The sequence below is a fragment of the Falsiporphyromonas endometrii genome (assembly GCF_042654485.1).
Classification (GTDB): domain Bacteria; phylum Bacteroidota; class Bacteroidia; order Bacteroidales; family Porphyromonadaceae; genus Porphyromonas; species Porphyromonas endometrii.
The window spans coordinates 34876-48981 of sequence record NZ_JBHSGO010000004.1; the positions used below are offsets into that span (position 1 = coordinate 34876).

Annotated in this window: 9 protein-coding genes; 2 read left to right on the forward strand and 7 right to left on the reverse strand. The window is 40.3% G+C overall.

Translation table 11 applies throughout. The annotated features are described in order from the left end of the window. Position 1 precedes the first annotated feature (1 nt). Together ACFO3G_RS00210 and ACFO3G_RS00215 are read left to right on the forward strand one after the other, a co-directional pair. Positions 2–2071, forward strand: coding sequence for a putative porin (locus tag ACFO3G_RS00210; RefSeq protein WP_380076843.1), 2070 nt, complete (start codon positions 2–4; stop codon positions 2069–2071). 26 nt (positions 2072–2097) lie between these two features. After that, positions 2098–2889, forward strand: a complete 792-nt coding sequence (locus ACFO3G_RS00215) for a transporter substrate-binding domain-containing protein (protein WP_380076845.1) — start codon at positions 2098–2100, stop codon at positions 2887–2889. Here the strand turns inward: ACFO3G_RS00215 and tilS are convergent. The 7 genes from tilS to ACFO3G_RS00250 form a co-directional block, all read right to left on the reverse strand. Further along, positions 2876–4234, reverse strand: coding sequence for a tRNA lysidine(34) synthetase TilS (gene tilS / locus ACFO3G_RS00220; RefSeq protein ID WP_380076847.1), 1359 nt, complete (start codon positions 4232–4234; stop codon positions 2876–2878). The genes ACFO3G_RS00215 and tilS overlap by 14 nt on opposite strands. Positions 4235–4246: 12 nt before the next feature. Further along, positions 4247–5038, reverse strand: coding sequence for a 3'-5' exonuclease (locus ACFO3G_RS00225; protein WP_380076849.1), 792 nt, complete (start codon positions 5036–5038; stop codon positions 4247–4249). Further along, positions 5035–6765: a bifunctional metallophosphatase/5'-nucleotidase gene (locus ACFO3G_RS00230; RefSeq protein ID WP_380076851.1), complete on the reverse strand. Its 1731-nt coding sequence runs from the start codon at positions 6763–6765 to the stop codon at positions 5035–5037. Before ACFO3G_RS00230 ends, ACFO3G_RS00225 begins: the two co-directional genes overlap by 4 nt. Positions 6766–6850: 85 nt before the next feature. Then, entirely contained in the window at positions 6851–7924 is a 1074-nt protein-coding gene (locus ACFO3G_RS00235) for a Gfo/Idh/MocA family protein (protein WP_380076853.1), read from the reverse strand. Positions 7925–7928: 4 nt separating this feature from the next. Then, the gene (locus tag ACFO3G_RS00240) at positions 7929–9095 is read right to left on the reverse strand and encodes a DegT/DnrJ/EryC1/StrS family aminotransferase (RefSeq protein ID WP_380076855.1); all 1167 of its coding nucleotides are present in this window, start codon (positions 9093–9095) and stop codon (positions 7929–7931) included. 254 nt (positions 9096–9349) lie between these two features. Continuing rightward, entirely contained in the window at positions 9350–11392 is a 2043-nt protein-coding gene (metG, locus tag ACFO3G_RS00245; protein ID WP_380076857.1) for a methionine--tRNA ligase, read from the reverse strand. 597 nt (positions 11393–11989) lie between these two features. Continuing rightward, a complete protein-coding gene (locus tag ACFO3G_RS00250) occupies positions 11990–14080 on the reverse strand; it encodes a TonB-dependent receptor (RefSeq protein WP_380076859.1) in 2091 nt (696 codons plus the stop codon). Positions 14081–14106 lie beyond the last annotated feature (26 nt).

A 14106-nucleotide genomic window follows, 5' to 3' on the forward strand; every position in this document is an offset into this window, starting at 1 on the left:
AATGAATAAGAACAAAACGACATCATACAAGGTTCCCTTCGGGCTGCTTATGGCGGTGCTGATATGCTTTTTATCACAAAGTGTATCTGCACAAAATACAGTCAAGGGGAGTGCAAAAGATAAAAGCTTCGACCCTTATAATTTCAAAAAAGAGAACCAAGTCAGCGAAGAGCAAATTATATACCGGGGCAACAAGACCAAAGCCTTTTGGATCAACCCCAACACCGGAGACGCCATTCGCACGAGTATGGATACCGTCACTTGGGGGTTCTTTAATAGACAGTCGGCTGATGGTAGATCTTTGTCAACCGGCTATCTCGGCAATTACAATTCACCTTGGGTATCCAAAATGTTTTTTGATTTGCCTTCCGAAAGAAGTTTTTTCTTCTACAAAGATGCTCTTTACAAACTAATGTACGACCCTTCAGAGGCAAGGTTTTACGATACAAAATCTCCCTTTACCAAGGTTATCTTCACAAGAAATTTCGATACAGACAATAGGAACAGCCGCATCAATTCAACATTCTCTTCTAATTACGGCAAACGATTCAACCTGGGTTGTGATTTTGATTATACATACTCCAACGGTTACTACGAAAGTCAAAAGACCAAAGACTTCTGTTATAGAGTATTTGGATCGTACAAACTTGATCGGTATGAGATATATGCAGCTTTTGGAAACGACTATTTCAACATAACAGAAAACGGTGGTATCGCCAATGATCGATACATTACCCATCCGGAAGAGTTTGATAAAGGAAAGACAGATATCCGAACAAAAGATATCCCTGTAAATTTTCCGGGCTCAAAGGTCTTCAATACCTTGCGACAAGGTCATGCCTTTCTTACCCATAGATTTAACCTCGGATACCACAAAGATATAGAGGTAAAAGACGAGAATGGAAAAGTTATGGAGGACAAAGATTCTACTGTCTTTATCCCTGTTGGAAGTATCGTGCACTCTCTAAGATATTCCAAAAACCATAGACGCTTTATTGCAAAAGAGGGGATTGACTGGAAGAAATTTTATCCGGAGACATTCATCCTTAATACGGATGGCAAAGCTATTCCAAATGATACCACAGAGATGACAGAAATTGCCAATACACTGGCACTGTCGCTTAGAGAAGGCTTCAGACCATGGGTCAAATTTGGGCTCACCGGTTATGCTCGATTAGAAAACAGAAACTACCATCTGATGGACTCTATCAAAGGGAACTGGCTCAAGGATAGTGATTATGATCTGTATCTTGGTGGAGAGATCAACAGCATGAAAGGGAAACACTTCAACTTCTTGGCAAATGGCGAAGTATCGGTACTTGGGGAAAATATTGGTACAGTTAGACTTAATGGAATACTAAGCACCAATGTCACACTATTTAAGAAAAAGATGGGACTGGATGTTTGGGCCAATATGAGTAATACCAAAGCTTCATATCTTCTCAAACATCAGCATGGCACGCTCAGATGGTGGGACAAATCCTTCGACGATCCCAAAAGAATAGATTTTGGAGGTAAGTTATACAGCGATTGGCTGGGACTGGAGATTAAGGTCAACACAGCAACACTCAAAAATCATATCTTCTTTGATTACCAAGGTCTTCCAATGCAAAAGAGTGGTGCCATTCAAGTTTTGTCAGCTGAGATAAAAGAATCAAAGAAGCTGGGGATATTAGGGCTTCAGTTGCAAGCTGCATACCAAAAAAGCAGCGATCAAAAGGCTATTCCACTCCCCGACTTTTCTGTGTACGGCAATCTATTCTTAGATTTTTACATTGCAAAAGTGATGCATACCCAGATTGGGGTAGATGCGAGATTTCACACCAAATACAAAGCTCCCGGATATGATCCCGCAACAATGCAGTTTTACAATCAAAACGAAATCAATGTGGGTGGCAATGCTCCCCTTATGACTCTCTATCTCAATGCACACCTCAAAAGAGCCAGATTCTTTGTCGAGATGTACAACATAGGAGAGGCCATATTCAATCAAGATCGTTTTAGCCTGCCACACTACGCAATAGATCCAATGGCATTCAAGTTTGGGATTGCCGTAGATTTTAATGACTAAAGATTAGAAGTATCTGATAAGAAGCTATGAACAAAAGGGAAATTCCTCGGAAAAGAATCATCATATATATTGTCCTTCTAATTATGACCATCCTAATGATGATCCTATTGGGAAGACACAAGAATACTACTCATAATCCTTATGAATTGCCATCAAAGAATGCTCAAAGAGACTGGAAAGAAATCAAAAAAAGTGGCAAGCTAACCCTTCTGACTTCTTACAATGGGCTGGATTATAAAATTGAAGGCGACTCAGTCAAAGGTTTTGTCTACAAAGTGAGTAAAGAATTATCCAAACTTGCGGGGGTAAATGTGGACATCAAGATTGAAAACAACTGGCCCAAAAGTGAGTTGGCTCTTTCCAGAGGAGAAGTGGATGTCATAGCAATACCGACCCTTATTACGACCGATCTTGACAAAGCTCACTTCAAAGCACTCAATCCAATCGAGATGAGCCAATTTTACTTGGTCAAAAAGAAGGGGCAAGCTGATGATATTGATTCTATTGTCATTCCGCAAGGCATCCCTGCCAAGCTGATAGTACAAAACATTGCAGACGAATGGGGCAAAGAGATAAAGATTGTAGAAGATTCGATCTATGGGCCCGAACAACTTTCAATACTCGTCAATGACGGCAAGATATCAAACACAATTGTAGCCTCAGGGCAGAAAGAGAGATTAATCAAACTCTTGCCAAACATCGATTGTTCGACACCGCTCTCCGTTACACTCAGAAAATCATGGTTGGTACGAAACAATAGTACCGCACTTGCAGATAGCCTAAACAGATGGCTGCCCATCGCAATCAAAAAGATATAGATTCCAATGTAAAGACAACTATCTCTTTGTCCTGCTCTTTGACCATAAACTTATCCGATGTAACCTCCCCCAAAAGCCATGCAATAGTATCATCAACAGACAGGACAAGACGATAGGGTCTTTGCTCCAAGGGAACTTTGCGATCCTTTAATATTTGAGAAATCTTCTTAGAGCCTTTTAATCCAAAGGGCTTCATGCGCTCCCCTAAATCAAAGGACCTCACATATACATTTTCAGCTTGTGATAGAGGCAATAAGAAAGTATCTTGAGCGACCTTCAAGGATGCCATATCGGAGCGATCGATCACCTTCCAAGACAATCTATTGGCACCGAAGGGATTGGAGCCACATGGGATATTCATACCTCCTCGCTCCGAAGATATATCAAGCTTCATTGGCTCAAACGAGTCCGACTCAGAAGACAAATCAGAAAGCCTCAGCTCAGAAGATCCCCTTACCACTTGATATTCGGAGGAATAATAGACCGCTCCCGATTGCCCATCAATATCTCTCGCTATCTCTTCTATTACCTCTCGCGAAAAACCATAAGGGTTAAGCAATTCGAAGAGATATGATACCGGAGCCATGCAAGACTTCACAGCACGGATATCTATAACACCCTTCTCCTCCAACCTCTTTTTGTCCGGCATAAGATAGGTATCCAACAACAATCTAATTCCTTGTAAGTTTTCGATCATTCGACTAATACCATCTATTACAGAGGGATTAAATTCCTTTAGAAGAGGGATAAGCTCATGACGCACCTTGTTGCGTTTAAACTGTGTATCGACATTAGTAGAATCCGTACAAAATGATTGCCCTTTAAGTTTAAGATAATCCAGGATCTGTTGCTTTGTAACATTGATCAATGGTCTCAGCACAAAATTTTCTCTAACAAGTGGCATTGCACACAAGCCATTAAGTCCGGTACCTCTGATAAGATTTAAGAGAACTGTTTCCACATTGTCATCCAGGTGATGAGCTACAGCAATGTACGAAAGTCGATGACTCGTGCGAAGCTGCTCAAACCAAGTGTATCGCAAATCTCTCGCCGCCATCTCTATCGAAAGAGCATGCATCTCTGCATACTCATAAGTATCAAAAGATATGCACTCCAATGCAATTTTATATCGCTGACAAAAGTTTCTGACAAAACATTCATCTCGTACACTCTCTTCTCCCCTTAAATGAAAATTGCAATGTGCGGCCACCATATCAAAGCCCAACTCTTTAAGGAGCAAAGCCAAAGCTATGGAGTCAGCACCACCACTCAACCCTACAAGCAATCGATCACAAGATGGATCAATCCCATTAGATAGCAGCAAATTTTTTACCGAGGAGATCATACAAAAAGAGAATTAGGATCTCAAATGAGACATCTTCTTATAACAAGCATTGACCATTCTAACATCTGAATGGGCCTTATCTTCAAATTCCACCTTAATATCAGGACGTCCATAGTACAAGGTGCCAAAAAGTTCCCTCAATTTTGGAAGTTTCCATGTACCTGCTCTATCTTGAATATGAGCTATATCGACTCCGGCTTGCATGGTGCAAAATGAAGGACATTCTAAAAGAATATCGGGAGAAATACCATAGTGAGCCATATCAAGAGCAAGAGCATTGATATGAAAATCGGCATTGTGAGCAACAATCAATGGACGATCTTTCAACAATGGAAGAAGATACTCCGTATAGACTGTTGTTGGCTCTATACCGGACCTCATCATACGACTATTCTCTACCTTGTGAAGAACAACCAGCTCCGGTGGAATCTCTTCATCCTGCTTCAAAAGATATGAGGCCTCTCTGTATGGTTGCATCTTTTCTGTAAGTGCAATAAATGCAAACTGAACAACCGCCTTTCTCAAATCAAGATAATGCAAATCACCCTCTTCAGGCGGCAACCCGGTCGTCTCTGTGTCTATAATCAATGTACTGCAACGCATCCGATCATTAACTATGGAGGGATCAATGTGTAAAGCGGTATGCTTACAACAATCCACATCCACCACTATTGTCTTTCGTTTGTGGCCAAAAAAACCGGAATAAATCTTGTTGCCATACTGATCTTTGGGTGATTCTCCTTTGGCAAACCACCCAAATACAACTGCAAACGCAAGGGTTGCCAATAGTAGCCAGATACTCATTTAAATAGATACTTTGCGTCACGAGATGCGGCTTCTCTTGCCCATGCCTCGGGTACAAAATGCCAATTCTTATCATTGACAGCTTCGATTTTGCCTTTCTTTTCGATGTACAAATGAATGTAGTGACGAATATCACTCCTACATTCTTTGATGATATGCGAACGAAGATCCTCAAACGGGATTTTGCAACCCTCAGTCATAAGATCACCACCGCCACCGCCACGATAAGAATTAACAGCTACCTTATATTTCTTGGTCATTGAGAATGGCTGACCATTAGAAAGTTGAAGAATAGAAACTCTTGATCCAACAGGCTTCGTAAGATCGACAATGTAATCAACACCTCCCGCCGAACTCATATTGAAAACCGGATAAGCAAGTTTGAATATCCCATCATTATTGTCCTGAAACAAAAGCAAATGATCCTCTTCCGAATTCATTCCGGCTACCCATCTTGCATACGAAAGCTCTAAATAATCTTTGATTTGCTGACCTGTAAGCTCCATCTGATAAAGAGAATTTTCAAAACGGTACAATCGGAACAAATCCCTGATATAGAGCGGACCACTCTTGATATTAATCTTCAATGAAAATGGAGCTGCAAAAGAGATATCCGCATCTGCATATTCTCGCTCAACCCTTTGTATCAATGACATATATGCTGTTTGTCCAAAAAGACAACTACTACTGTTCAAATCACCGACCAAGGTACCAATAGGACGAGAGACATATTGACGAATTGCTTCCGCCTGCTTAGCAAAATGCTCATCATACTCCTGGTTGGGGCTATAATCATTTAAATCTATCAGCTGCCCATTAATTTCTTTGGAGACAACCTTCCCATTCTTTCGCCTAACCTTAATTGTAATATCTGAGACATTACTAATATTACCTCCGGGGTTGGACATCAAGATTTCCTCTCCATGCATATTCTTCATCTTAGTCATCAAAGGCTTATGATCATGACCCAATAAGATTGCATCAAAACCTGAAACCTCTTTGAGCAAAGCTTCACCGGCATCCTCAATATAGTGGTGATTGAGGTTGGTAAGACCGGAATGCATCAAAGCTAAAATAACATCGGGTTTCTCTCTCTTAAGAACAATATCCATCCACTTTTGAGCAGAAGGGACTATACCTTCAAAACCCAAGTCCTGCCAGTAAATTTGAGGAACCCACTCCGGAACAGCAGGAGTAATAAAACCAATAATAGCAACCTTTACACCATTAACTTTCTTCACTATATAAGGTTTAAAGTATGGCTTATTGGTACGAGTGTCAATCAAATTGGCTGCTAACACAGGGAAATCACATTCTTTGGACCAACGGTCATAAACAGCATGACCAGTCTCAATATCATGATTGCCAATCGTCGCAGCATCATACTTTAGATAATTATAAGTTTGAGCCGCAACATGTGGGGACGTCGTATCAACATAATTATAATAGTAAGAGGCGGGAGTACCCTGAAGGATATCCCCTCCATCCAAAAGCAAAAGATTTGGATTCTCCTTACGCGCCTTTTCCAAATAAGTTGCCAACCTGGACAACGAACCTTTACCAGGTTTATTGTCTAAGAAATTGTAAGAAAAGTAATTTCCATGCACATCAGTAGTGTGAACGATACGAATTGTAACGGTATCCTCATCACTCTTGCATCCGAACAAAGTCAATAGTGATAGTGCAAATACCAAAGCATGCACACATCTAAGTTTAAGAAATCGCATTTTAATATTGATTGATATGTGTTACTAAAGACTATTTATACACCAAAAGCAAAGCCTAAAGATAGATAAAGAGTCTCTATGTTTGTTATTTTCGCAATAGGGACTTCATCTCCGGCGAAAAATCATAAAACGACCTTATCGTATGGACCACAGACAAAGCATCCTCCAAAGTTATTATTTCAGCCTCTTCGCCCAACAGGTCAGAGATCACATGGCCTATGACCAAATGGTGATTTTGTGCAGAGCCACTGTATCCTCCATATTGATTACCGGGTCTTGAAGCCGGGACATCGGGCATTACATAGTCCTTGACAGTACATTGCTCTACTCTATTAAGGAAGGGACCACCAACCTTAATTGCTCCATTTTCTGCCAAAACTGTCAATGCAATCTCCATATTGTGATCAAAGACAGCTGTAGAATAATGGATAACACCTTTAGCCTCCGAATTAAAGGTAAAGCAAATATCTCCACTATCCTCAAAATCAATCATCTCCGAATGATTAAAATTGGCATAACGAGCATACTCAATTTGTCCAACAGGGCCAAACCACCAAGTAAGAAGGTCTACAAAGTGTGAATATTGGGTAAACAAAGTACCACCATCAAGATGAAGATCGCCATGCCATTGGCGAGGAAGGTAGTATCTTTGATCCCTATTCCACAAACAATCCAAACGCACATGATAAATCTTACCCAACTTGCCGCTCTCAATAAGTGATTTGAGCCAGACAGAAGAGGGTGTATATCTATTCTGAAGAACGCCATAAACACGTCTTCCACTTTTCCGCTCAGCCTCTCTCAATCGTGTTGCTTCGGAGTCCCAAAGCACAACGGGCTTTTCTATTAGAGCATGAAATCCGGAAAGCAATACAGCCTCTCCAACATCCGCATGCAACCCATTGGGGACACAAACAGAAACAATATCTATATCTCCTTGATGCAACGAAAGCATCTTACGATAATCATGATAAAAAGGTAGAGACAGAGCATCTTCAGACAAGGAAAGATCTAAAGGGTCCTTGACATCGCACAATGCAGTCACAACTCCCCGACCATCCTTTTGTATCATTTCCAGATGCCTCTTGCCGATATGACCACAACCGACAATAGCAAATCTGACCGGCTTGATACAAGCGTTATTCTGTTGTTTGGTCATTTGATTAATTATAAAAAAATTCAATAACTGCTGCTACAACGCGAGCGACCTCTTCCTCTTCCATAAATGCATAGCAAGGCAAAGAAAGAATCTCTTCTGACAGTTCATCAGATCTCTTACAAACACAAGAATGAGAAGAAGAGATCGAAGAATAGCATTCAACCTGATGCATTGGAACAGGATAATAAACTCCGGCATCAATCTTTTGATCGGATAAGAAAGCTCGAAGTTTGTCACGAAGATCTCTCTTAACCCGAATTGTGTATAGATGCCAAGAAGGATAAGACTTAGACAAATCAATACCATTCGTTGGTAAGGTCAAACAGCGCGAATCAACAATGGCCAAAGCATCCGAATAACTTTTTGCCACACGTGCTTGTTCACCAAGAGTTTCCGATAGATGCCTCAGCTTAACTCTCAAGATAGCGGCTTGAAGGGCATCCAGTCTGCTATTTCGTCCCGGCTCAACAAATTGATATTTTACCTCTTGTCCATGTATATGCAATCGTCTGAGACGATCGGCATAAGGAGAATCTTTGCGACAACAAATGGCTCCACCATCCCCCATACACCCCAAAGGTTTTGTAGGAAAAAAGCTCATGGTCGATATATCTCCAAATGTACCCAACTTGCGCAATTGGTTATCAACACGAAGTTGTCCTCCCAAGCCTTGGGCATTATCTTCGATGAGGATTAGTCCATATTGGGTGCAAAAGTTCCTTAATTCTTGCCATTGTGCCGACATACCATACATATTTACAGCAACCAACGCCTTCGTCTTGGAAGATAGGTATCGAACAAGTTCCGAAGCTCTATACTCTATTGTAAAAGCATCGGGAGCTGTATCGACCCAGATAGGCACAAGCCCCATATTCACAGCCATCTCTACTGCAGATACATAATTATGTGAAGGCATGAGTATCTCATCGCCGGGCTTTAAATTAGCTGCACGAAAAGCCAATTCCAAAGCATCTGTGCCATTTGCACAAGAGATGACGGTATATTCGTTGTTTTCAGAAAGATAGCTTGCCAATTCTTCTTCAAAAGATTTAACAAACTCACCTCCGATATAAGAACCCTGAGACAAGACATCGTGTACAGCCTTATCAATCTCATCTTTGTATGAGTTGTAGATTCGCTTGGGATCAAATTGATGTATTCTGCTTAGCATATTAATAAAAGATTGTGTTTGGTGGGTCTTGATAAATCATGGTAAGAACTGTTTAAAACATATTCCATAATTGAGCGCAATGAAACAATTCAACTTTCATTCATTACGACACAATTTATCGACAACTCGCCTATTGTGTTTATAAAGACAGTATGGTGATATTCTACCAATAAAGAGATTACACCAAACTTATGTAGAACCAAGATCTCTTCCGTCTATACAAAAGACATAAGGAAGAGATCTTGCAATAATAATCAACCTACAGAGCAGCCGGGCTCAATAGCTTCAGTCGGACCAATAACTCTAAGTGTACCATCCGGATGTTCAGCAGAGAGAATCATACCCTCAGACATCACACCACGAAGTTTACGAGGAGGGAAGTTAGCTATAAAGCAGACTTGCTTGCCAACCAAATCTTCAGGTTTATAGTATTTGGCAATACCGGAAACAATCGTACGACCTCCCAATCCATCGTCTATTTTAAACTGGAGGAGTTTGTCCGCCTTGGGAACCTTGATACATTCAAGGACGGTGCCTACACGAATATCAAGTTTCATAAAGTCATCAAAACTACATTCCTTGGAAATATCTTTGGGCTTCCAAGCATTGAGTTTGTTGGCCTCCTTGGTATCTCTCAATCGTTGAAGTTGAGCTTCAATCACTTCATCTTCAATCTTTTCAAAAAGAAGTGAAGGCTTTTCAAGCTTTGTTCCGGACACGATCAAGTCTATACGACCCAAATCATCCCACTTAAAAGAATCCGAAGGCATACCGATCATCTTGCCAAGAGCATCTGCACTAAATGGAAGGAACGGAGCAAATGCAATACGAAGATTAGCCGCAATTTGGATGGCAACAAACAATATCGTCTTTACTCTCTCGGGATCGGTCTTTATTACCTTCCATGGCTCACAATCTGCAAGATACTTATTACCCACTCTGGCCATATTCATAGCCTCTCTTTGGGCATCTCTAAAGTGGAACGTATCCAATCTTGACTCGATTTCTTTTCGCAAGCGCTTCATCTCAGCAAGACATTCTTTGTCATAATCGGTAAATTCTCCGGATTCTGGAACAATACCGTCATAATATTTCTGATTCAAGACCAATGCTCTATTGACAAAGTTACCGAAGACAGAAACAAGTTCATTGTTGTTTCTCGCTTGGAAATCTTTCCATGTAAAGTCATTGTCTTTCGTTTCGGGAGCATTGGCAGTCAAGACATAGCGAAGCACATCTTGCTTGCCGGGGAAATCTTCCAAATATTCATGTAGCCATACAGCCCAGTTGCGGCTTGTAGAAATCTTATCTCCCTCCAAGTTGAGGAACTCATTAGCCGGCACATTATCAGGAAGATTGAAACTGCCTTCAGCCTTCAGCATGGCCGGGAATACAATACAGTGAAAAACAATATTGTCTTTACCTATGAAGTGAAGCATGCGCGTAGAAGGATCTTTCCACCAAGTCTCCCAATCATTCGGACGAAGATCTTTGGTATTTGAAATGTAACCAATAGGTGCATCAAACCAGACATATAGCACTTTGCCTTCGGCTCCTTCAACAGGTACGGGGATACCCCACGACAAGTCTCGACTGACTGCACGAGGCTGCAACCCCATATCAATCCAACTCTTGCATTGTCCATACACATTGCTTCTCCATTCCTTGTGCTCTTCGAGGATCCATTTTCTCAAAAATGGCTCATGCTTATCCAAAGGAAGGTACCAATGCTTGGTCGGACGAAGTTCCGGTTTGGCTCCACTGATAGCACTTTTGGGATTGATGAGATCCGTAGCATTCAAAGATGTGCCACAAGCCTCGCACTGATCACCATAAGCCCGCTCATTACCACAATGTGGACAAGTACCTGTTATATATCTATCAGCTAAAAACTCCTTAGCTTCCGGATCATAATATTGTTCGGAAGTCTGTTCAACAAACTCACCCTTTTCATACAGTTTCTTAAAGAAAGCGCTGGCAGTTTCACAATGAGTCTTGCTGGTAGTACGTCCATAAACGTCAAAACTCATACCAAACTTTTCAAAACTATCTTTGATTAAGGTGTGATATCTATCCACAATATCCTGTGGAGTGACTCCCTCTGCTTTTGCCTTTAAAGCAATAGGCACCCCATGCTCATCAGAACCTCCGATAAGCAAGACATCTTCACCTTTGAGTCTTAAATAACGCGCATAAATATCTGCCGGCACATACACCCCTGCAAGGTGTCCGATATGCACTGGTCCATTGGCATACGGCAAAGCCGTTGTTATAAGAGTTCGCTTAAATTTATCCATATATATTTTAATTTTTAACCTTCATCTATAAGGCATTAACCCATATCTTTACCTCGCCTCTATACCGCTATCGTCTCTGAATGGGCAATATAAAACATCCATTCTTCGACAAAGAGCCGTGGTATATATAGATCACTATGCAACCACAAATAGCAAATACATAACCGGAGGCAGATAATAATCCAAAGCCTCAGACGGAACCCATCAATCCGAAACTTTAATAATCCGTATGGTTGAAAATACCTACAGGGTAATGCAAAGGTAAGCAACTGAACGCACTTAATTGTCAAATATCGTGACGGGATGACTTTTTTGCTCCAAATTGATTCGAGTCAATTGACTTGCCAACGCATAAGGATGACCTCAATCATATTTGTATCGGTAGTTAAACTCCATATCCTCAGACTTTATTGTTTTTACCCAAGAATTATCATTAAATGGCAAACTACAATAATCAACTTTAATGTATAATTATAAGCGGCCAAATGGCTTTGAATGGTTGAAGACAAATAGCATATACAGTCAAGGACTTGTAAGGCTCAACTAATATTTATTACAAAAGCAAACAGAATCTCAAGGACAAAGCGTTGGCATTGATCAATACATTTTCATTATAGCACTATCAATATTCTTATTAACCTCTATTTCTCCACACTCAGATTTCTTGCCATAGCTAAATCTGTAAGCCAGCGTTAAATTGATACTACGTCCATTTGTTTCGTTAAAATTCCACGAGTTTCTGTCATAACAGCCATAATTCATCATTATATGCTGTTTGTCGTAGCGCGAAAACGGATTACGTACTAATAATTCAATAGTCAGTGCCTTATGAGTCCAATTCGCTACCCACTCATAGGTCGGACGATGTTGAATGAGCCAAGGTTGTCGAATATCAAGCGATTTATAGGGCGATAGATAATCAAAACTAAACATCCATTCTCCGGCAAGATAGACCAAGCCACCTTTTATGCGAAAACTGTTGTATGACATATCATAGGCAGAACCTTTTAACCTATTACATTCTTCAATTGCTGTGGCACTCAAACGCAAACGCTCATTTAATAAATTATAAGTACAACTTAAAGTAAACATATTGCCGCAGAAGGTTCCGCCATTGATGCGAGTATCAAAAATCGTATTTGTATCAGCGGTATACTGATGTACTATATTGTCAAAATAAATACTGCTATCATACGATAAAGAAAAAAGCACTTTCCCGGCCTGTCCATTGTACGAAAGTGTATTTCCCAATAGCTTCATCGGCGCAATATCCGGATTACCACAAGTAGCCTCAAAAAAAGATGTTGGGATAACCATTGAATTCTTTTCTGAAGGTTCAAACAGGCTATGAGTAAAAAGACCGTTCAACGATAAAGAGTGTTTGCTATTGAGAGCATAATTACCTCCGTAAAATGCGACAGGCATACAATAATTATTGTGTACAGAGTTTAAGGATACGGCAGTATTAGACAAACCGGCGGAAACATAATAATAGTATTTCTCGCTGTATTTGCTAAGCTGAAGTAATCCTAATGTAACATTGGAAGTTAGTTGTTGTTTACCCTGTGCGGTTCCATCATAGTCATCTGTATAATGTTTATAATCATTGCTCAACGTTCCTGTTATGGCAAAACCATTTTCCCAAGTTTTGGAATAGCGAGCATTTCCAATCAGCACATAATTATCTTCTGTCACTTTTGAACTTAATGGGTTCTGTTCAGTCTCCATATACAAACTATGGTATTTGTTATGACCGATAGAAGCTGATGCAGTAATGTCGAAAGTCTGTTCTTTGGGCATCCACAATGTGTAATTAACATATGCTGACGGCGCTATAGATTGGCTACTTGATGAGACCATTCGCTTTGATGCGCCATATGGATCTGTGTAAGAAATATTCTCTATGGTATTGCAATCCGGCGTAGCTTGGCGGGTAAAGTCCACATAAGTATTTAATCTATAGCTGTTACCTATTGATGTTAAACGCAATCGCATAGCTTGGCCATTGTTTTTTTCCAACGGATTATCATCCCTATAATTACGTTTCAAAACAGATTTGTCGGAAAAGACAAACATATCATTTCCTTCTCTATAGCTATGATCCCTATGCCAGTCACCCGTAGCTGTTAGGGAAAACGTGTATCGTTTTTTATTAAAATCGGCAAAAGCCAAATATTCTCCCATTTTGTAGGCTAATCCGTTGTTTGCAGACAAATACACATTGCCGGCATAATCCATTTTTACCGTAACAAAATTAACCAATCCTGCTTTGCCTGCATATTTGCCACTTGGCGTTTTTATATATTCTATAGTACGAATATTCTTTGCACTAAGGGATGCAACATCTTCAGGCATGACCTCCATACCATTAATACACAATACAACATCTCCTCCACTATAAGTGGTAATGCTTCGAGTGCGTGCAGATACTACCAAGCCCGGAGTCTGCATAAGAGATAGTAAATTAAACCCATTGGCAGAATGCTTTTTCTCAAGTTGCGTTGGAAGCAGCAAAGTCTTATTACTCATTTCAATCTGACCATCTGCAGTAATCACAACTTCTGGTAACTTTTCGGTCTTGATGCTGTCTGTTTGTGCTTCCACATTCTGTACTATGACAAGCAAAAAGAAAAGAAATGTATAGTATTTAAACATTCCATGCAACATTTCAGCTATCGGATTAGACATAGAAGATTATTTTAAATTGATTGAAA